Origin of the sequence: Microcoleus sp. POL10_C6 (genome assembly GCF_036701585.1) — a bacterium.
Taxonomy (GTDB): domain Bacteria; phylum Cyanobacteriota; class Cyanobacteriia; order Cyanobacteriales; family Microcoleaceae; genus Microcoleus.
Genome location: NZ_JAUBRB010000012.1, coordinates 1 through 19,964 on the forward strand (window position 1 = coordinate 1; position 19,964 = coordinate 19,964).

At 45.0% G+C, this 19,964-nt stretch carries 17 protein-coding genes and 1 pseudogene; 7 read left to right on the forward strand and 11 right to left on the reverse strand.

The features are described 5' to 3' along the window. Positions 1–280: 280 nt before the first annotated feature. A complete protein-coding gene (locus QUA34_RS08970; RefSeq protein WP_333385799.1) occupies positions 281–1,204 on the reverse strand; it encodes a vitamin K epoxide reductase family protein in 924 nt (307 codons plus the stop codon). 149 nt (positions 1,205–1,353) lie between these two features. After that, on the reverse strand, positions 1,354–2,241 hold the full coding sequence (gene btpA / locus QUA34_RS08975) for a photosystem I biogenesis protein BtpA (protein WP_333385802.1): 888 nt from the start codon (positions 2,239–2,241) through the stop codon (positions 1,354–1,356). A gap of 782 nt (positions 2,242–3,023) precedes the next feature. On the opposite strand from btpA, the gene QUA34_RS08980 reads away from it, so the two are divergent. Next, positions 3,024–4,010 (forward strand): GDSL-type esterase/lipase family protein, encoded by a 987-nt coding sequence (locus QUA34_RS08980; RefSeq protein WP_333385804.1) that lies wholly within the window; start codon positions 3,024–3,026, stop codon positions 4,008–4,010. A 417-nt stretch (positions 4,011–4,427) separates the two neighbouring features. On the opposite strand, the gene QUA34_RS08985 is transcribed toward QUA34_RS08980, so the two are convergent. Beyond that, a complete protein-coding gene (locus QUA34_RS08985) occupies positions 4,428–5,480 on the reverse strand; it encodes a Gfo/Idh/MocA family oxidoreductase (protein ID WP_333041122.1) in 1,053 nt (350 codons plus the stop codon). 508 nt (positions 5,481–5,988) lie between these two features. Between QUA34_RS08985 and QUA34_RS08990 the strand changes: the two genes are divergently transcribed. After that, positions 5,989–6,639, forward strand: a complete 651-nt coding sequence (locus QUA34_RS08990) for a hypothetical protein (protein ID WP_333385807.1) — start codon at positions 5,989–5,991, stop codon at positions 6,637–6,639. A 36-nt stretch (positions 6,640–6,675) separates the two neighbouring features. Here QUA34_RS08990 and QUA34_RS08995 read toward each other — a convergent pair whose 3' ends face one another. The 3 genes from QUA34_RS08995 to def form a co-directional block, all read right to left on the reverse strand. After that, on the reverse strand, positions 6,676–8,013 hold the full coding sequence (locus QUA34_RS08995; protein ID WP_333385810.1) for a PrsW family glutamic-type intramembrane protease: 1,338 nt from the start codon (positions 8,011–8,013) through the stop codon (positions 6,676–6,678). A gap of 184 nt (positions 8,014–8,197) precedes the next feature. Then, the gene (locus QUA34_RS09000) at positions 8,198–8,398 is read right to left on the reverse strand and encodes a hypothetical protein (RefSeq protein WP_199292547.1); all 201 of its coding nucleotides are present in this window, start codon (positions 8,396–8,398) and stop codon (positions 8,198–8,200) included. Beyond that, the gene (gene def / locus QUA34_RS09005) at positions 8,398–8,958 is read right to left on the reverse strand and encodes a peptide deformylase (protein WP_190659061.1); all 561 of its coding nucleotides are present in this window, start codon (positions 8,956–8,958) and stop codon (positions 8,398–8,400) included. The genes QUA34_RS09000 and def overlap by 1 nt, the downstream gene beginning before the upstream one ends. Positions 8,959–9,059: 101 nt before the next feature. Here def and QUA34_RS09010 point away from each other — a divergent pair, with 101 nt between their 5' ends. Further along, positions 9,060–9,572: a DUF1648 domain-containing protein gene (locus tag QUA34_RS09010; RefSeq protein ID WP_333323790.1), complete on the forward strand. Its 513-nt coding sequence runs from the start codon at positions 9,060–9,062 to the stop codon at positions 9,570–9,572. 237 nt (positions 9,573–9,809) lie between these two features. Here the strand turns inward: QUA34_RS09010 and QUA34_RS09015 are convergent. After that, positions 9,810–10,265 (reverse strand): annotated as a pseudogene (locus tag QUA34_RS09015) (aspartyl protease). 119 nt (positions 10,266–10,384) lie between these two features. On the opposite strand from QUA34_RS09015, the gene QUA34_RS09020 reads away from it, so the two are divergent. After that, positions 10,385–11,677 (forward strand): pentapeptide repeat-containing protein, encoded by a 1,293-nt coding sequence (locus tag QUA34_RS09020; protein ID WP_333323788.1) that lies wholly within the window; start codon positions 10,385–10,387, stop codon positions 11,675–11,677. A 686-nt stretch (positions 11,678–12,363) separates the two neighbouring features. On the opposite strand, the gene QUA34_RS09025 is transcribed toward QUA34_RS09020, so the two are convergent. Further along, entirely contained in the window at positions 12,364–12,987 is a 624-nt protein-coding gene (locus QUA34_RS09025) for a TenA family protein (RefSeq protein WP_333084151.1), read from the reverse strand. 285 nt (positions 12,988–13,272) lie between these two features. On the opposite strand from QUA34_RS09025, the gene QUA34_RS09030 reads away from it, so the two are divergent. Then, positions 13,273–14,238: a glycosyltransferase family 2 protein gene (locus QUA34_RS09030; protein WP_333084152.1), complete on the forward strand. Its 966-nt coding sequence runs from the start codon at positions 13,273–13,275 to the stop codon at positions 14,236–14,238. A 113-nt stretch (positions 14,239–14,351) separates the two neighbouring features. Here QUA34_RS09030 and QUA34_RS09035 read toward each other — a convergent pair whose 3' ends face one another. From QUA34_RS09035 to QUA34_RS09045, 3 genes are all read right to left on the reverse strand, one after another. Further along, positions 14,352–15,461 carry a glycosyltransferase family 4 protein gene (locus QUA34_RS09035; RefSeq protein WP_333385815.1) on the reverse strand — a complete coding sequence of 370 codons (1,110 nt, stop codon included), beginning with the start codon at positions 15,459–15,461 and terminating at the stop codon, positions 14,352–14,354. Between the two features lie 86 nt (positions 15,462–15,547). Further along, positions 15,548–16,261, reverse strand: coding sequence for a phthiocerol/phthiodiolone dimycocerosyl transferase family protein (locus QUA34_RS09040; protein WP_333385818.1), 714 nt, complete (start codon positions 16,259–16,261; stop codon positions 15,548–15,550). A 17-nt stretch (positions 16,262–16,278) separates the two neighbouring features. Next, entirely contained in the window at positions 16,279–16,914 is a 636-nt protein-coding gene (locus QUA34_RS09045; protein ID WP_333385821.1) for a condensation domain-containing protein, read from the reverse strand. 852 nt (positions 16,915–17,766) lie between these two features. Between QUA34_RS09045 and QUA34_RS09050 the strand changes: the two genes are divergently transcribed. Both QUA34_RS09050 and QUA34_RS09055 read left to right on the forward strand, forming a co-directional pair. Then, positions 17,767–18,450: an HAD-IC family P-type ATPase gene (locus tag QUA34_RS09050; protein WP_333323783.1), complete on the forward strand. Its 684-nt coding sequence runs from the start codon at positions 17,767–17,769 to the stop codon at positions 18,448–18,450. A gap of 891 nt (positions 18,451–19,341) precedes the next feature. Beyond that, positions 19,342–19,614: a hypothetical protein gene (locus tag QUA34_RS09055; protein ID WP_333323781.1), complete on the forward strand. Its 273-nt coding sequence runs from the start codon at positions 19,342–19,344 to the stop codon at positions 19,612–19,614. Positions 19,615–19,964: the final 350 nt, after the last annotated feature.

Sequence of the window (19,964 nt, forward strand, 5' to 3'; positions counted from 1 at the left end):
AAACTTATATTTAACTCTGCTTGAATATATCGTGAGCTCCTGTTCTTAGTTTGCGATCGATTATTCAGCAAACCCTAATTATTCACCGAGCTAAATACTAGAGACCCACACCTTGTTTTATTTTTTTCGTTATCACTAATTTTTACTATTTTTTATTAATTAAAGATGCAAAATTTTAGATTGATTTCGCAGCACGAGCCAAGCATAAACTAAGTTAAAAACCAGGATATTTCCTGCCCATCAATCTAAAATCTGTCATCTATAATCTCCTACTTTCCTGTCAGTTTTGAAAGTTGCGGGGGCCGGTGTAACCCGATAAATCAGCGAGTTTATCCAAAGATTGTGTCCCCGCATAAAACTGACCATTAATCTCCCAAGTAGGGAAACCTTTAACATTCGCAGCAGCAGCTTTGCAAATTTCAGCGCGGGAATTTTGCCCCCTGGGATCGCATTCAAAATAATCAATTATTTTGGCTGCTTCTTTGCCGAAGAGCATTTTTTGGTCGTGGCAGTGGGGACACCAGTAAGCGCCGTACTCTTTAGCGCCGATTTGTCGGAGGTGGCGGGCCAAAGCCATTTGTGCCGGGCCGGAGGTTGTAGTGACGGCAGGGGGTACAATTCCGGGGGTAGAGACAGTAGGAGCAGGTGAGTTGACGCTGTTATAAAGTCCCAAAGCACCGATCGAACTCACCATTGCCACCAAAATGCCTGTAAACACCAACTGTCCGATATCTTCCCACTCGCGCCCGACTAGCACCAGCACAAACAGCGACAGCGCAAATAAGGCAGAAGTGACGCAGTAAATGCACAGATCCTGAATTTCAAAAGCCATCAAATACATCAAATAGCTGCTGAAAATTACCATCGCAGCGGTGATGATAAATAGCGCTTGCCAAGTGTTTTTTTCTAGTTGAGAGTGCAGTCCTTTATTGGTGGCGGGATTGACGGCTTTGGGAGCCAAGGCCAGGATTGCTATGCTCAGGTAAGCCAGACAGCCTAACAAACTTAAAGGCACTGTGCCAAAGACTGTAGCGTAGGGACTGTTGAGAACTTTGTCGCAGCCGCTGGTGGGACAAATGACTGAGCCATTCGTGAATTTAGCGATCGTGAGATAGGCCGTTTCTACGACGCCTATGGCTGCGATCGCTGCCATCACAGTCCTAGACCAGCGATGAATCCAAGGGGTTGAACGTCGGCGAATCATTTTTTGATTTGGTAATTTGGGAATTGGGAATTGTTGACTGTTGACTGTTGACTGTTAATTGTTAACAGTTAACTAATGACTGATGACTGATAACTGATGACTACTGACTACTGCCAACTGCCAATTGCCAAGAGTCAACAATTCCTATTTTACGTTTTACTTGTGACTTTGCCCGATTCCGGTGTTGGCCCTCTTGAGCCATTAGCATCTCTATTTTCCTGTTCGGGCTCTTTCTGTGACAAGCTGCGGCGGGCGGCTTCTACAAACTGACTGACGCGGATCGGATCTATAGGCTGCTCGATGCGGCCGTTTCGCTTCAGGGAACTCGATACGATTACGCCGTCAGCGGCCTGCATGAGGGTGGAAATGTTTTCCCACGAGGCGCCACTGCCGATGAAAACTGGAATTCCCGCCGCTGCTGCACTCGCGAGTTCTAAGTCTTCGAGATTGGGAGGGCTACCAGTTGTCCAGCCGGAAAGGATTACGGCGTCGGCTAAAGCGCGCCCGATCGTCTCTTGGACGGCTGTGGTCAAGTTGGGGCTGCCTAGGGGTCGCCCGTGCTTGACTAACACGTCTGCTAATATTTTGACATCGCTGCCCAATTCCCGGCGGTAGCGCAGTAGCTGGTGAGCTTGGCCTTCAATTAAGCCTTGGTCTGTAGCCATGATGCCGTTGAGGACGTTGACGCGGATGAATTGAGCTCCTGTGCAGGAGGCGATGGCGATCGCGCTGTGGGCGTCGTTTCGCAGCACGTTAACGCCGATCGGCAGCGTCACGAGATTTGTTAGCCTCTCAACTACCAGAGTCATGGCACTTACCACAGCCGGATCTACGCTGTCTTTGGCAAAAGGAGCGTCGAAAAAGTTCTCAACTATGATACCGTTTGCGCCACCAGAAGCCAGCGCTGTAGCCTCTTGCTCGGCTCTTCCGATAATAGCTTTGAGGTTTCCGCCCCAGCGGGGAGAAGTTGGCAAAGGCTGTAAATGTACGACACCGATTATGGGATTCGGCGTTTTGAATATTTGTTTTAAGTCCACGGATTTTCCTGAAACCACCAAGTTCACCAAAAAACGAGCGGGAAGCCCCTGACTTTACGCATGGGGAGGAAGGCGGCTGCGACGACCGTCGCCTTGAATCCCCTTTCGGGGTTGGAGAGGTCGGGTTGCCTCTCCGGTGAGGTATGGTTGCCTCAATCTCCCTTTCGGGGTAATGTTCGCTTCGAGAATGTTTAGTGAGCTTGTTAGGCTGAAAGCACTGGTTTGACCCCTTTAAGCCTGTTTAACTCTCAGCGATAGAGCGGAAAACTAGCGTCGCATTTTCCGGTATCGTGACTCAAAAAACGTAGGTCTGATCCTGTCTCTGGTAAGGTTTGGGCTTTCGGTTCAATCTCGCTCACAGAGCCGGACTGTCTTGAAAGCCCCCGCTTTTAAGCGTGGGGTTCCTTACTGACGGCTGACGGCGGATTTTGACGGTATATTCTAGAATTCTATATCCACGGGGGCGATTCGGTTGACTTAATCGGGTCGCCAAGTTGCTCCAACCCCGCAGCCATAACAGTTTAGATTTTAGATTTTAGATTTTACAAAGGCGACCTACACACGTCACTCCAAGACAGATACTTGCTTCTAAGCAGGAGTCCTGGAAAACAAAAAAGTTCAGGTTTTAGCGAGATCTCCCAGATTCATCTGTCGAGTCAATGCTTTAATCTTTAATCTCAAATCGACTGACTACAATCGGGGATGAAAGCTTGACTGCAGTTGCATTCTTTTTTATACCTTGGTGTCGGCAGGGGTTTTTCCTTCTCTATCGAGGTTAAGTGGTGGAAGTTGTTCTCATAATTTTGGCTGTCACCGCAGGATTGGGGGCAGTAATCGAAGTGCTCCTGCGGGTGCTGCTAGGTTTTGGTAATCCCTTGATTTATATTGCCGATGCTGAGTGCGGCTATTTGTTGGCGCCCAATCAGAAGGTGCGTCGCTTGGGCAACCGGATTGAGATTAACGAGTATTCGATGCGTACTGGAGCGATCGCCCCGATACCCCCTGCAGAAACTCTGCGCGTCTTGCTGTTGGGAGATTCTGTCGCCAACGGTGGTTGGTGGACGCATCAGACAGATACGATCTCGGAAATTATGACTCGGAATTTGAGACTGCAAGTACAGAATGTGGCGAACAATACACAATTAGGTTCACAAGTCAACTATTCAAATTTTGAAGTTCTCAACGCCTCAGCCAATTCTTGGGGGCCGAGGAATCAACTTGCTTACGCCAAGCGTTTCGGTGTTTTTGGGGCAAAGGCTTTGGTTTTGCTGCTCAATACGGACGATTTGTTTGCGTCGGCTCCCTGTTCTCTGGTTGTGGGGCGCGATCGATCTTACCCGGATCACAAACCCCGATCGGCTACGCTAGAGTTATTGAGCCGCTACCTGCTACCTGCAGTGCCGACTCGCCAATTGGCAGCACCCGGAGCCACAAGCGGCGATGTAGTAGGCTGCAACTTAGAGGCTATTCGCCAAATCCAGAAAATAGCTGTATCCGCCAACGTCCAGTTTTTGCTAGCAGTCACGCCGAAGCGGGGCGAACTCGGCGGCCCGGGCCCTCGCGACTGGGAAGTCAAAGCTAGAGCGCGTCTCGCCGAACTCGTAGAAACAGAGAAAATTACTTACATAGATTTTCTTCCCATTTTCAATTGTGCGGCCGAATTTCCCACTTTGTATCGAGACAGCATTCACCTGAGTCCTCAAGGAAATCAGCTAGTTAGCAAAACCATCAGTCGTCAAATAGTCGCTCTTTGTTGGCATAAATCGTGACTTCACCTAAAGACGGATACTTGCCCACGACTCCTGTTGTCGAGAGCAAAAAAGTTTAAACCTTAGTTCAAGCCCCCAGATTCATCTGCAGAGTCAATCGATTTTAGATTTTAGATTTTAGATTTTAGCCTTGACCCCACGGATCAATTCGGGGACTCCTTTATCGGATACAGGTTTTTTATTTTTGGACGAATAAATCTGGGGGCTTGTATCCTGGATGCTTGATTGTCAATCTAATATCTAAAATCTTTCGATTGAGCGCAACTCGACGCTCGCACTCGCCGAACTTCTCACGTCGAATTGTCCAATCTCAAATCGACTGATATCGAATCCGGTTGCATGGGAACAGTTACCCTCTTCAACGAACAACAAACCCAAACTGTAAAAGCACCCGGAAACGACACGATTTGTCTCGATTTAGCTAACTTGCAAAGTAGACTCTAGCTCTTTCGGATACCAAGCTTGACCGTCGAGAGCCATTTGCTCGATTACACTCGCAAGCCGCAGAGCTTTGAGAGCTTGTTCTCCTCCCACAGAAGGCTGATTTCCACCCCGCACGCAATTAATAAAATGCTCCAATTCTGCGTGGAGCGGTTCAATATTGCTGGTGTAAACTTTCTCGATCAACCCATCTTGACGGTAAAGCACCTGACCGTAATCCGTCACGTAATTGGCGGTTGTTTGTCGGTGAATCAAGATTTCGTTGTTGAGAAAATCTGCCTCTGTCAGAGAATTCTTGCAGTGAGCCACGATTGAACGGAGTTTGCGGTGCGTCACCTTACTGGCAGTCAAGGTGGCGACAATGCCGTTAGCAAAGTTCAACGTTGCTGTCACGTAGTCTAAATAACCTGAATCTGAGGCCCTGCTGCCGCTGGCGGTCAGCTTCACCACTTGGGAATCTGCCAATTCCAGGAGCAAGTCGATGTCGTGGATCATTAAATCCAAAACTACCGATACGTCGTTAGCCCGCTGGGAATAGGGACTCATCCGGTGAGCTTCCAATGCCAGTAACTCTTCAGTTTTCAGCACTTTGCCGAGTTCCTGAAAAGCTGGATTGAAGCGCTCGATGTGACCCACTTGTAAAATCCGGTGGGCCTCAGCAGCCGCGTTGACCAAAGATTCGGCTTCGGCAATGCTAGCCGCGATCGGCTTTTCAATTAAAACGTGAACACCCGCTTGGAGACAAGACATCCCCACAGGGTGATGCAGGCGAGTTGGAACGGCGACGCAAACTGCATCTACGTGGGCGAGCAAATCTCGGTAGTCTTCAAAGAAGCGAACCCGGTATTTGCTTGCTACATCTATTCCCCGCTCTACATTTATGTCTGCAACACCCACGAGTTCGATATCTTTTAGCAAGCTCAGAACTCGCGTGTGATGCTGGCCCATATTGCCAACCCCAATCACCCCAATGCGGAGGGGTTCGGGTTGACTTCGCTGGGCGAAAACGTTTGCGTATCCCAATGACATCCTATCTAGCACTCCTGGATTCTCCTCCACCACCACAGGAATCAAGCCCCTTGGCTTCCCTCAGCTACTCACAGCCATCCAGATAGTACCACAGTCAAACTATTTGTGAAGAATTTCTAAGTTCAGTTGCGATTATCGCATCAGGCAATTAAGCAGAAGCTACTCATACACAAGGGCAGAATACTGGGGCAAAATGTCTGGAAATTGCTTATTGACAAAACCTCTTAAGTGTGTTTAAGCGTCGGGACGATCGTCCGCAGCATCGCAACAACACAAACCCGTCGGAATATTTGGCGATTACGAGCAAACATTTTTCTGGTTTCTGTTCAAAAGTAATAGTGAAAGTCATAAATTATACAAGCACAACAGATGACGCATCCGTATTAGTTCGGTTATTTACATTCGGCAATCTTTGACTTCAAAAAAATTTACTTTAAGAATGTGGATTATTACGGGCGATAGCTCACTCAAATAAACTAGACTGACCTAAAGCTTAATATAAAAAACAATGAGTCAAAAACTAAGACCCAGATTAGGAAGTGCGATCGCTAGCACAATTTTAAGTTTGTTTTCTGCCGTGTCATTGGTAGGAGTAGACAAAGCACAAGCCGCCGTACTCACCTACAATTTCCAAGTGGAAAATAGTTCACATAGCGGGTTTTTTAAGTTGAATAACTCCTCGCTTACAGGAATAGGATTTGAAGAAATTGCCGTTTCCGAGGGAAGATTGGAACGATGGGACAAATATTACAATTTGGCAGGGGCTACAGCTTCTTTTGAGCAAGGAGTTTTTCGCGGACTGTATGCAAGTGGCCACTACAGTGTGATGAATGAATATATCAGTCCTCCAGACGAGCCAGGAGGGCCTTTTTACTGGGTGTATGAGAGCTACGAATCTTGGTCTATGGGATTGAGATATTTCTCGTGGAGTCACGAGACTGTGTACAGATACATGAACTATCAATCATATATAGACGATGGATTGCTCATCGTCGATAGCTATATTCCATACTCTAGAGGGTGGGGATCCTCTGATGTTTCTTACACCCTAGTGAATACCGAACCTGAACCAGTTCCCGAACCTCTCGCCGCAGGGGGCACAGCTTTAGCATTGGCAGGTTTGACCTGGTTAAAACACAAGAAAAAAATGGCAGCTTGAGGTGCCCTGGCAGATCAACAATTAAGCACTCAAAAGTCACTTTTCAGAAAATATTCGAGTTGCAAAATTTTGCTCTCGATTCGGAGACAGAGCTCTGGCTTTCAAAATCGCTGCTACCAAAAACGCATAGGACAAAACTCCCACCAACGCCAGCAAAAGTACGCTGGCGGCTCCCGACGCATTCCACAAAGCGTGAAGTGCGGAAGCGCTGAAATAACCTACGCCCAAAATTTGCCAGCGCTTCCTGGGTTTGAGGGCGCTCAAACCGATAAAATATCCCAAATAGCCGCTGTAAGCCATGTGTCCGGCGGCGGAACCCAAAATGCGGGGAATTAGCAACTGCAATCCTACTAATTGTCCGGCGTCCGGCCCTGCTTGCAGGGTGACATTTTGGATGACATTGGGAACGTACTGTCCCAGAGTTTCTAACAGTGTAAAGCCGACTGCCGAAGCACTTCCTAACAGAATTCCGTCTAAAGGTTCCCAAACGCCGATTCGATCGCGCCACGGATTTCGCAGCCAATTTCCCAGCAACATCGCTCCCAAAACGGGCAGGGCTTTCAGCAATTCTTCCATTAGACCCGCCCCAAAAAACATTCTGGTCAAAAAAGGCAAAAAACTGATTGTTTCGCCTTCGGTGGGCAGGCGGCCGGGCAAAATTTCTCTAAATACTAATATAAATCCAATTAATAAGGGGCTGATCACAATCAGGACTGTAGCTAAAGCCGAACCAAGCAATACCCACCAAGGCTTGTGTTTGCCACACAGTTGATAGATAAAGTAGTAAGCCGCACCGGCGAGGTAAGCTGACAGCAGCAAGTTGAAGGCTGCAGAATTTCCAACCGCGACAAACATCGACACGACAACAATAACTGTGGCAATACCTGGATATAAGTAAGCTTTTTGGCTTAATTGTTTGCCAGTGGATGCGATCGGGAATAATTGAGTTAAAGTGAGAGCATCTTTTTCGATACCAGCAAAATTGCCCGTTTGTGGTGCTCTTAATCCGGGTTGATTTTGGTAAGGGGTTATGGGAGATTCAAATATAAATTCAGGGCCGTCAAGGCCGAGACTGATGCGATCGCCTGTTTCTAAAGTTTGGCAGCCAGAGAGCTTTTTTCCGTTGATATAAGTTCCGTTAGCGCTGTTGAGGTCGCAAATTTCCCATCTCGTCAAAGTAGCCTGAGTCAGGGGACGGATCATGGCGTGGCGACGGGAAACCATGCCGTGGGCGATCGACTCTAAAGCTATTTGACAATTGCGATCGCGTCCGATGACCAATTCCCCTTCTTCAGAAAGTTGGTATTTGGATGCTGGGGTTCCCGCAGCATCTTTGGCTGGCACTTGTCGCAGAAATCCGATTTCATTAGTCATGAGTTATAAGTCATTAGTCATTAGTCATTAGTCATTGGTCATGAGCTCGCGAGCTGTTAGCTGATGTTATTTTTGAGCAGTCTTTATTCCACAGTTATTGGTTGTTAGCTGCTGACTAATTACTAATTACTAATTACTAATTACTAATAACTGCTGACTAATGACTAATGACTAAAAACTCTGCTTATAGATTTGCCCTGGCATCCTGAACGGCTGCATAGAAAAATATGCCAGTTAGCGGTACGCTCAGGGCGAGGATGATGCCCGTGACTAAATTGCCAAGTTGAGCTTCTCCCGATGACAGCTCAAAGATGGAGCCGACTGCCGCGATCGCAGTGATGCACGAAAGAGCTAAGAGTAAACCACTTTTCGGAGTTCCTGCCATCATACTGATTTTACTGCCTTTGGGGAAAATTTATGCTTGACTAATGCTTCATTTAGTGCAAGCTTGTTTTCTACTCTGTCTACAAACAGCACTCCGTTGAGGTGATCCATTTCGTGCTGAATTGCCCTCGACAGTAACTCTGTTGCTATCAGGGTTTGTGGGCGGCCGTATTCGTCGCGGTAGGAGACTTCAATGACTTCTGGGCGTTTGACTTCTAAATAAACTCCCGGAATGCTCAAACACCCTTCTTGCAAGATGCAGATATCGCCGCTGCTACTTTTGATGGTGGGGTTGATCAAAACAATTGGGGGTGTGGCGGGGTTTTCCGGGTCACAGTCGAGGACAATTACTTGTTTGTGGACTCCGACTTGGGGGGCTGCCAAACCGATACCGTCGGCACTGTACATGGTTTGCAGCATTTCTCGGACTAGCTGCCGAATTTCTGCATCGACGCTTTTGACGCGCTTGGCTGGCTGCCGCAGGACGCGATCGCCTAATGTGTGTATTGTTAGGGGCGGTTTTTCTAACTTTTTCTTTTCAATCAAGACCTGAGCCGTCATAGAACCTCGCGGGGTGTTTGGAAACCCCCAACTAAAGCTGTTGGGGAATGAAATTGGAAGCAATACTATTATTTTCAATATTAATCTAATTTTCAGTAGCCATGACTGGAAACACACCAAACCAACGGCCGGTTATTTCTCTGAGGCTTTCGCCTGTTGTAGTGGCGGTAGAGCTTTTAGGTGCGATCGCGCTTTTGCTGGCTGTTTTGCTCATCGTCAAGTTTTGGGCGGTTTTGCCCGATCGAATTCCGATTCATTTCGGCTTGGGGGGGCTGGCTGATGCTTGGGGCGACAAGGTGACGATTTGGATCGTGCCGGCGGTTGCTGCCATTATTTTTGCGGTTTTAACTGCGGTATCGCGCTATCCGCATACTTTTAATTATCCGGTACGGATTACTCCTGAGAACGCTCGCCGGCAATATATGTTGGGGCGAAGTCTTTTGGCTTGGCTGAAGGCCGAGATTTGCTGGCTGTTGGCGTTTGTAGTGCGGCAGCAAATTCTTGTCGCTTTGGGCAATGCTCAAAGGTTTAGTATCGAGTTACTTTTAGGGTTAGTTGTTTTGATATTTGGGACGGTTGGCGTGTATTTGCTCAAGGCTTATTTTGCTCGCTAGATGTAGGGCAAAAATCTTACATATACCTAAAAACTGGGTTTTTGGGTCAATTTTTAAGCGCAGTTAATAATATCTAACCTCTCACAAATAAAGTTACTTTGTAAGTAGTAATAAAATCATAAAAACTTTATGAGGAGTTTAGTAGTCCTCACGACCAACATTTTTGATGGCGGGTAATTGACTGGAGATGAGAGAAATCACAGGCGAGAGGTTTGTGCTACGGTAAACGCCGATCGACTAACCCATCAGATATGTTTGCTGATTGTTCATCGGCAATACTCGCAACCGTCGATTTTTTAAATCTGGTTCTAAGCCTAGTTCTTCCATTGGAATCACGCCCAACAAAACAGCCGAAACGCCTTCCGGTAATTCTAAACAATCAAATCTGCCCTCTCTGCCCTCTACAATAATTTGAGCGTCGGCAAAAATTTTACCTTTTTTGATGCCAGCGGATGTTTATACATCTCTTTCTCCTACTTGTTTTAACCCTAGCTGGCTAATAATAGGAGCGGGCAAGGAAAGCAGAGTTGCTCCGGTATCGACAACAACGTTATCGATGGTAACAGAGCGAACTTCCTCAGCACCAATGAATCCCCGTTCAGCCATAACTAGATCGATGCGATTCGTGACGGTGATTGTAGTGATTACTTGACCCATTTTTTTTTCTTGCAGATTGGGGAGTACCAGGGTCATAATCTGTTACCTCTTTGAGTATAATTAGTGGATATTTCTATTGTAATATTATCTAGAATACTGCTAGGTTAGTTAAAATCGTTTTAGTGATCGGCTAAAATTAGAATTTGCCTCAACGCATGACACCAGAAAACAACTCTTCTCAACCCAATCGCCCTGAGTCTAACGTGACTGTAGAAAGTCAGAACGGTGCGAGCCCTACTGTGCCACCAGAATCAGGGACAATCGTCGTTACTGCTGAACCGAAAAAACCGGTGCCACCGCCTCCAACTCGCAAGGTGTTTTTGCCGCAGCAGCCGGAACAAACGACTACTGAGAAGTCGGGATCGGTGCTGACGCTGGGGTTGATCGCAGCGATGATTTTTGGGCTCGCCAATGACAACATTTGGCTGGGCTTAATGGGCGCTGTCGGTGCGATCGGCATATCGCTGCGACTGATGTGGCCGAGTTGGGGCAAAATCTGGGCGCAGGTAATTCCGCCGACTTGGCGCACTTTGATAGTCGCCTGCTTTGGGCTTTTAGCTGGGATTGTTGGCTTGCTGATGCTCAGCGGTAGTAATACTGAACCGGGAAGCCGCAACATCCAAATCAACTGGGACGCCATCGGCGCTCTCGGCGAGTTGATCGGCGCTTTGGGCCAAATTTTGATCGCGATTTTGGGCGTTTATGTGGCTTGGCGGCAGTACGTGATCTCGAAAGATTTGACGATTCAGCAAAACAGAATTACGCAGCAGCAAACGATCGATGCTTATTTTCAAGGGGTTTCCGACTTGGCCCTTGACGAACAAGGGTTTTTGGAAGACTGGCCGCAGGAAAGGGCGATCGCAGAAGGCCGCACCGCTGCGATTATGAGCAGTGTAGATGCTGAAGGTAAAGCTAAAATTCTGCGGTTTTTGTCGCAGTCGAGATTGGTTACTCCTCTGAAGCGCGATCGGCTTTTAGGCCGTCCCATCCTTGACGGTGACGGCGGCTACGCTGAAGATAGGGATCACGGTATCCGCGTTATCGATCTCAATGTCATGTTAGCGGGTGCTGACCTGGCTGGCACTGATTTGCGATGGACGGATTTGAGCGAAGCCAACCTCGTCCGCGCCAATCTCAGCAAGTGCGATTTAGTGAAAGCAAACCTCTCGCGCGCTGTCTTGTATGACGCCAATCTCGCTCGCGCCGACATGAGAGCCGCCGCATTATTCTACGGCTCGGCAGAAACTGCATCCCCCCGCAGCCGTACCGAATTTCCCAACTATCAAACGGGCGAACATACCGGCGCTGTGGTGGAACGCGCTGATTTCACAGCTGTCAAGCGACTGTCGGACGAGCAGCGCTATTACTGCTGCGCTTGGTGTGGCTCGAAGTCGAGAGAGACTATTCCCGGTGGCTGCGAAGGGATTCCCAATAAACTCGGACGTTAAGCCGGGACGGGTTAATTTTTGTAATTGCTATGTGGTTTCTGAGCCGATCGATAATGGCGATCGGGATGCAGGTAATTGCTCCTTTAGTCGGCAAGAAACTGCCCCTGTATGGGAGTCTGCCACCTCTAGATTTTGTAAGTGGCTGACTCCTCAAAAGTGGCTCGGCACTGTTTTCGCATTGGGACGGTAAATGGTACATCGAAATAGCTAATTTAGGCTACAGCTATACAGATGATGGACACCAGCATTCTGTCGCTTTTTATCCGCTGTTTACTTTGCTCATGCGCGACTTCACGACTCTGGGAATGCAAGTGGGATTAGCAGGGCTCATTAATTGTTGGGCGTTTTTGGTTGCATTATTGCTGGTTGCAAGCTGTTAGTAAAGTTGCGATGATTTAGGGCTGTGGCTATTTCGGGAATTTGCGAAAAAGGCTAAGCATTACAGTCAGCTATTTCGGTTTTTGCTCTTTAGCGCTACTGAGCAATTCCGGTGCTCTGCAATCGGTTCATCGCTACGTTTACGGCATTGTGTAGCTTTCAAGGGCACTCGGTTTAGTGTTGAGTAATCAGCCTTGTTTGGGATATGCTGTTATGACATTATTTGCTACATTCCTGCTGTACATGGCTGTTAAATTTACTGCGTGTAGGTAGCTTAAGATAGTTTTCCATTTTTGCACAAACTTAATTTACTCTATTTCCCAAGCTGCTTGAAAAAAGTCTCTTTCGCATAGCATAGCGTAGCGATAGGTTGCTTCTACTTCTGGCCCAGCATCTGCGTAGCGATCGACCAAACCTTCCAGGCGTTTTGCTAAAATCTCAAAATCCGGGCTGCTATAGGTGGAAATCCAGTCGCTAAAGGCGTGTTCCGGTATATTACCTGTAGCTAGCTGCTGTCCCAAAAAAGCATACAACCGCAAGCAAGGAGTCATGGCGGCTACTGTCAAACCTACACCACTCCCCCAGGCTGTCGCTAATAAAAAATCTGTGTAGCGGCGGGTAGCGATTCCCGGTTTTGCCTCTTGTAAGTTTACCCCCCATTTGGCTGCATATCCTTGATGCAAACGAAGTTCTTCTAAAACGCCACTACCGAGATTGTGGAGAATTTCAAACCCCCCCCAGTCGGGTGCTTTTGCCGCAGCGATGCTATAAGCGCGAGCGAAGGCTCCCAGAAAAAATGCGTCTTGTGCAACGTAATATGCAAAACTATTTTGGGGGAGGCTGCCGTCAGCAATGCCTCTGACAAAGGGATGTTGCAGACAAGCTTCGCTTAAGTCTTGATTTGCTTGCCAAAGATAATTGGAATTTGTCATGCAATTTTGAATCGATGGGTTATGATTGTAATTTTTATAGTCTGACTAAACATCTATGATAACAGATGTTTTCGCTGGGCGTGTGTCAGTCTTATGGTATCTTTTATTTTTCGTATTTAAGAAAATAGATAAGTGTTGGTACGCGGCTATTTGATGGACTGCTGTTGTCTGGCTCAAAGAGCGAAATTACCTGCCGAACATCTCTGGTGAAGCAGCCAGGGTGTTTTGGGAAAAAGAAACTTTTGATTTAACGGTTGAAAAGCCGATTTTTAAACAGAAACTGCAATGAACGATACACCTAAGTATTCCTTGGTAATTCCTATCTATAACGAAGAAGAAAATCTCGCTGAATTGTATCGGCGAATTAGTGCGGTGATGGATCGAATGGACGGCCCAGTAGAATTAATTTTAATTAATGATGGCAGTCGCGATCGCTCTCTCGAACTTTTGCGAGAATTGCACGAAAAAGACTCGCGAATTTGTTACCTCAGTTTTGCTCGCAATTTCGGCCATCAAATAGCTGTAACTGCTGGTTTAAACTTTTCTAGAGGTCAAGTTGTAGTCATCATGGACGGCGATTTGCAAGACCCGCCAGAGCTAATTATAGACATGGTAGAACAGTGGCGGCAGGGCTATCAAGTTGTTTACGCTCAACGCACTCAACGGCGTCAAGAAGGTTGGTTTAAGCGGTTGCCGGCTTATATGTATTATCGCATTTTGCGGAATCTTGCTGATGTTGATATTCCCATAGATACCGGAGATTTTTGTTTGATGGATAGGTGCGTGGTGGATGTACTCAACGCCATGCCAGAACGCAATCGTTACATTCGGGGATTGCGCGCTTGGATTGGTTTTAAACAAACGGCGGTTAAGTTTGAACGTGATCCGCGTTTTGCTGGCGATGTTAAGTATACCTTCAGTAAATCTTTTGCTTTGGCGATGAACGGTTTAGTGTCTTTTTCAAAAGTTCCTCTGCAACTGTCGATTTATTTGGGTTTATTTTCGGCTTTCGTGTCTGTTTTGATGGCTTTCTTGGTTTTGTATTGGCGTCTTTTCTCTGCAGGTTCGGCATTAACTGGTTTGACAATTGTGATTATGGCGGTTTTCTTTTTGGGTGCGGTGCAGTTGGTGAGTATTGGGATTTTGGGCCAGTATATAGGGCGGATTTATGAGGAGGTGAAGGGTCGCCCGCTTTATACGCTGGCAGAAGTGGCTGGTTTCGATCCCTTTCGTCAAAAAAATGATAAATAAGCAGGACTTTTTTACTATCTTGACGGCTTAAAGATAGCGGTTGTATGGTGCGTCTGCTGAATCACCTGAACCCTGAACCACATTCAAGATGCGGGTTGTTGATTCATTATTTTCTACTTAATTTCAGCCGATATAAACTCCTGATGCCATTGTTGAGCGACTCTATTCCAGCCAAATGAATCTTTAAGAGTTAATGCTTCCTGTCTTAAAGAGTCTTGTTTTTCAGGATTTTTTAGCAAGTCAATCACTGCTGTAATAAAAGCATTATTAGTTTCCTCATCGCCAGCAGGCCCCTTAATTCTGATACCTGATTTCACAGTGTCATCTAAACCTGCATAAGTTGTCACCACAGGAACACAACCAGCAGCTTGCGCTTTCCAAGCACTAATACAGAAAATCTCCGCAGCAGTATGACAAGGATAAACCCAGATGCCTGATTTGAATAATTCTTCCACTAACTCCTTGTGTCCAATCCTGCCATGTTCATAGACATTTTCCTGCTCGAAAAGTTGTAAAAGTTTTTGCTTTTTATCTGGTAAGTATGGAAATTTCTCAAGATAAGGTGAATTAATTAAAGCATCAATTCCTTGCCAACCATAAAAAATATGTAATTCAACATCGGGCACTTCTTTGAGAACTTGATCCCATTGAGTCAGTAAATTTTCAATCCCTCTTGCATAATCACTAATCGAAATTAGCCTTTTGGGATTTCTAGCAATTCCTGTTAAATTGAAATCTTCGAGATTAATCCCATTGGTTGTTAAAAAAATCTTGTCTTCAGGAATCCAGTCAGGCAGCAGAGACTTATGAAAATTTGACAACATAAAAAGTTTGTCAAAACTTGCCAGAAATTCCAAACGCTGAGACTCTTCTACAGGAGGAAATAATTGCGGGTTATCGTGCATCCATACAGCAGTTTTTCGGGCTTTCACTTTCATTCGCATAGGTTGTGTCCAAACACGATGAAAGATTAAGACATTAAAGTTATCTTGGGTATTGAATTTATCAACTGACTGATAAACTACTCCTTTATATTCCCCTTCCATATCACCGCAGCGATTAAAAACAGTAACCGCGTAGCCTAACTTAACGAATTCTTGACTTAAGTAAATAATCGCTTCTTCACTTCCGCCAATACCTTTATTCACAGATTGAGGAGACCAATCTTCTAGATGAAATGGAAAATTGGAATAAATTACAATTGAGTTATTGTCCCAGTTCATATTATTTGACTTTTCCAAACTTTTGACATAGATATTGTAGAGTAAAATTAGATATTTGTCAAACAAATCCCATCAATCAAGAGGATTTAATTTTGTGTCACTGACTCACACAACATTGTTAAGGTCGTTTTTTGATTGATACACACTTTTTCTATGACTGTCATCACATCATCAGCAAATAACTGTGCTGTTCGATCGCTGATGACAGGTTCTACATAAATAAAGTTGCAAAATAACTGCTCATTGAGGGTGAGAACACCTAACCAAAAACAATCCCCACCAATATGTTGAGGAGTGGCAAAGTATAATTCCTTGATTTTTAGCTTTTCGGCTTTATATCGAAATTTAAATTTGCCTCGATTGGAAATTGCAAAAAGATTATTCCTTCCCATAGTATCTTCTTTACTCACCATAGAGTTAATAACGAGTTCCTTGATTGTATCTATGTCAAGATTACGTAATTTACTTTGTAGTAGTCTAGTTATATGGACACCGCTAATTAAAGAATCATGTATGTGGGATTTACATTCTCTAGCTAAATCCCAAAAAGATGTCTTTGGCTCAATTAACTGATTAAAACCCAGCACAGATATAAAACAACCGAGATTTTGATCTGTGATTTCAGGCTCACAATATTTTCTCAAATCTACAGGTAAACCATAGGAGAAATTTACCTGTGTATCTATTGATAGTAATTTGCCAGCAGCAAATAGCATAGCCGCACACATAGCACCATGCACAGTTGTTTTTTCTTGTTTGCATTTATCAATGAGTATCTTAGTTTTTTCTTGACTAAGCATTCGCGGTAACATCCGAGTTAAACGTTCGTGGGCCGATGCTTGATGTTCAATAATTGTGGTGGTAGAGTGGGTTGTGCAGTTGCGAGTAGATGATTTTCCCTTGGTTCTTTACTGGGAATATTATAAGTAACTAAGGTTTCTATGGGAGGAATAAATTCTAGTGATTCTACAGGAAATATATTCTCTCCTTCCTGATTGTTTTGATAATAAAATAACAAATCATCAATAAAACGCATACATGATATGCCATCTACAATTCCATGATGAAAGGTAATAATCACTTCACAGCTATTTTGATGTTGATGAGAATACAAAAGAGTTAGGCGACACAGAGGATTATTGCCTGTTGTAAATTTTGTATGTAGTTCTTTTTCAGCAATTTTAATTGCTTCATTTTCATCTTGTTTGTATATAACTTGTACCGGAATTTCCGTTATTCCTGTCGATTGAAAATATAATCCATCCTCAGACTCAACAATGTAAACTTGGAGCATGGGATGACGCTGTTGGACTAATTTAAGAGCTTGTTTAACAAGCTCTGGTGTTAAAATTCCTTCCAGATAAACAACATTTACAATTAGTCCGCCTCCCACCTCATGGCTTAGCGCCATCGACATTTCTACCAAACCAAGTTTTCTGCTGAAAGATTTCATTTTGATTTTCTCTCATTTCAAAGTTTATCTACATTTCTGCAATTGCTCAAGTATCCAAAATTGAGTTGTTTGTAAGTTAGTTTTTTCATCAACGGCAGGTTCTTTAATTAGGCTCCCTGATTTCACAGTTTCATTTGTGTAACTAACTCAATACTTCGGACAGTTTTTGATTGTCAACGGCATAATTAGGGTTTGAGCCAAGTCACGACTCAGGAAAAATCAACGATTGCAGCCATTTTACCCCAAAGTGTCAGAACTATTGTAACTGACTCATCTGGGAGTGTGACAAAGAGGCCTAGGAACTACACTAAATAAGGGTTGCAGTTTGTATACCCTGTTGAGAAAAGCAAAGTTTATTGGGAGTTAGGTTCATTAATTCTGGCACATCTACTGAATATTGAGCCAGATAATGGACTCACAGCTCTCCATCTCAACCAGCGCCAAAGGTACTCCGTCTGCGATATTTTTTTCTGTTCTTTAGGGCGATATACATACAGCAGTTTTCGCGGTTATGAGGTACAATAGCAACCGCTAGCCAACCAATTTATTAAATGCTGAGGATTTATTAAATTTATGGCAACTGCTATTATTAGATGAATCATAGATGCGTTAGTTGGAGCGGGAGCATCTCAATGAAAGCAGCCAAGCCCAAAATTGGAGTTAGGAGCCAGGAGCCAGTAGTCAGGAGAAAAGAGTCAGAAGGAAGGAGGAAGAAGAAGTGTTGGCGTTGCTGAACTTTAGTATGAATGTACATTTTTTAATCTTTGCCGAAGACAGACTTTTTGTGCCTTGGAGTCTTTTCGTAGAACTTAATTCATACCGTCAATCAGCAATGCCGTTGAAGTTAGTAATGTGTTTGCCCGGGTTGCGCCTGAACAGAAACTGCGACTGGTGGAAGCTTTGCAGTCCAAGGGTGAAATTGTTGCCATGACCGGAGATGGGGTCAATGATGCCCCAGCACTAAAGCAGGCGGATATTGGCATAGCGATGGGGATTACAGGCACGGAAGTTGCCAAAGAAGCGGCGGATATGGTGTTGACCGATGATAACTTTGCCTCCATTGAAGCCACCATAGAAGAAGGACGCACCGTTTATGGCAACCTGCTGAAAACCATTGGGTTTATCCTACCCGTCAATGGTGGAGAAGCGCTGACCATATTGGTGGGAATCTTGGCGGGTACCACCCTGCCAATTTTGCCGATGCAGATTCTCTGGGTGAACATGGTGAGTTCCGTCGCCCTAAGTGCCACTCTAGCATTTGAGCCAAAATCGGCTGAGACTATGCAGCGATCGCCCCGCCGCCCCAATGAACCCCTATTAACGAAAAAATTGCTGTGGCGCATCCTGATTATTTCTATCTTCAATCTCATTGCTGTACTTGGCATTTTTGAATGGGCTTCACAAGCCACAGGTAATATTAATTTGGCTCGGACAATGGCAGTCCATACGCTGGTTTCCGCAGAAACCTTTTACTTATTGAGTATTAGCCAATGTATTCCATCTCTGTTTGCGTATTTAAAAGATCGCACTCAATAAATTGCTGTTATTCCTGCGATCGGTGTGGGTTGTGTGTTTATATTTCAAGTTTTCTTTAGCCAGTTGAGTTTCCTAAACCCGCTATTTGCTACCCAACCGCTTAGTTTTATCCAAGCTCTCATTTGTATCGGTGCAGGGATTCCAGTCATTGTGCCTGCTATGTTTTTAAAGCGGTTGGCTCCTCTTGCTTAAAGTGATAGCGATCGTCACTTTAATTGGTGCGGCTGGAATTTATGCGTTTGAGCGCGAACTTCCTAATCGATCGCGCTAAGCTGTGGAGCATTTAAATGAGTAACGAGGCTTGTATCGTGCGTCAGGAGTGCACACTTACGCGCTTATGCGGGAAACACTTCTGTAATGACGCACCCTACTATCGTCTTTTAAATGCCGAACAGCTTAGACCTGTGAATTGCTAACCTGGGATTTGAGCATGAGGTCGATCGCTCTCGATGCGATAGTAGAGAAAAGATTATGTCTGTCCAATTATAGATCACCTTTTACTCTAAACTCTTCCAAGCGAGAGATGATTTTTGATTTTTTGAAATTTACTATAATACTACCCTCTAACCACTCAAATAAAAAAATTAAAATAATGGAAAAAACAAGCCGAATAAATTCATGACAGGGAATCAAAAAACAACTTGCTCTAGGATAAATATCTGATTGCACTGTGCAATAGTGCCGACACTTTTTCTATAGTACCATGGCTAATCTTCTATGACTTTGAGCCACTTTGGATAATTAAATCAATGTCATGTCCACTCCTGACTTGCATTTAATTCGACTTTTTTATGTTCCTTGCCCTCTAAAGCTTGTAGTATCGTCCCCCAAAAATCCCCGCACTATTGAATGTTAACCTGGTTCTATTTATTACATTGACACGAGAAACTCATGGAAAACACATTGTTCGATCGCACATTCCGCGATAGCGAAGGTCAAATTGTTATAGCTCAGATGCCCAATCTACCACTGAGTGTCGGGATTGTAGCTAGTTTATTAACGCTCATTGTTACAACAGGTCAAATTAATTTAGGGTTGCAGCTAGTAGCCTTTGGCTCTTTGTTTACTTGGGCTTGGGAAGAATTATTTCAAGGCGTTAATTACTTTCGTAGAGCATTAGGTCTGATTGTGCTTGTTGGTCTAATTGTGGGGAAACTTCAATAATTAGGTAAGCATAATACCAATTTTTTATGAGGTTGCATAGAATCCGATCCCCCCTAGCCCCCCGCCGGAGGGGGGGACAAGATTCTTCTCAAAGTCCCCCAACAACCAGGGGGATTTAGGGGAATCGAGATATGTGCAACTTCACATTAAATTGGTATAAATCAAATCAATAAGGTATATAACCCTGGGAGCATCTCAATGAAAGCAGCCCAGCCCAAAATTGGATTTTTGAGGGAGGAGTTTTGAGGCTCTCTTGCTGCGGGGAAAGAGGAAGAAGGAAGGAGCCAAAATAAGTGTTTTTACAAATATGAGATGCTCCCTCCCGATCGCGGGCATGGTGATCAGTCTTC

Excerpts from the sequence above, each read along its gene's own strand:
- QUA34_RS08970 (WP_333385799.1), bottom strand. The coding sequence starts at position 1,204 with ATGATTCGCCGACGTTCAACCCCTTGGATTCATCGCTGGTCTAGGACT.
- QUA34_RS08985 (WP_333041122.1), bottom strand. The coding sequence starts at position 5,480 with ATGTCATTGGGATACGCAAACGTTTTCGCCCAGCGAAGTCAACCCGAA.
- QUA34_RS08990 (WP_333385807.1), top strand. The coding sequence starts at position 5,989 with ATGAGTCAAAAACTAAGACCCAGATTAGGAAGTGCGATCGCTAGCACA.
- QUA34_RS08995 (WP_333385810.1), bottom strand. The coding sequence starts at position 8,013 with ATGACTAATGAAATCGGATTTCTGCGACAAGTGCCAGCCAAAGATGCT.
- QUA34_RS09000 (WP_199292547.1), bottom strand. The coding sequence starts at position 8,398 with ATGGCAGGAACTCCGAAAAGTGGTTTACTCTTAGCTCTTTCGTGCATC.
- def (WP_190659061.1), bottom strand. The coding sequence starts at position 8,958 with ATGACGGCTCAGGTCTTGATTGAAAAGAAAAAGTTAGAAAAACCGCCC.
- QUA34_RS09010 (WP_333323790.1), top strand. The coding sequence starts at position 9,060 with ATGACTGGAAACACACCAAACCAACGGCCGGTTATTTCTCTGAGGCTT.
- QUA34_RS09020 (WP_333323788.1), top strand. The coding sequence starts at position 10,385 with ATGACACCAGAAAACAACTCTTCTCAACCCAATCGCCCTGAGTCTAAC.
- QUA34_RS09025 (WP_333084151.1), bottom strand. The coding sequence starts at position 12,987 with ATGACAAATTCCAATTATCTTTGGCAAGCAAATCAAGACTTAAGCGAA.
- QUA34_RS09030 (WP_333084152.1), top strand. The coding sequence starts at position 13,273 with ATGAACGATACACCTAAGTATTCCTTGGTAATTCCTATCTATAACGAA.
- QUA34_RS09035 (WP_333385815.1), bottom strand. The coding sequence starts at position 15,461 with ATGAACTGGGACAATAACTCAATTGTAATTTATTCCAATTTTCCATTT.
- QUA34_RS09040 (WP_333385818.1), bottom strand. The coding sequence starts at position 16,261 with ATGCTTAGTCAAGAAAAAACTAAGATACTCATTGATAAATGCAAACAA.
- QUA34_RS09045 (WP_333385821.1), bottom strand. The coding sequence starts at position 16,914 with ATGAAATCTTTCAGCAGAAAACTTGGTTTGGTAGAAATGTCGATGGCG.
- QUA34_RS09055 (WP_333323781.1), top strand. The coding sequence starts at position 19,342 with ATGGAAAACACATTGTTCGATCGCACATTCCGCGATAGCGAAGGTCAA.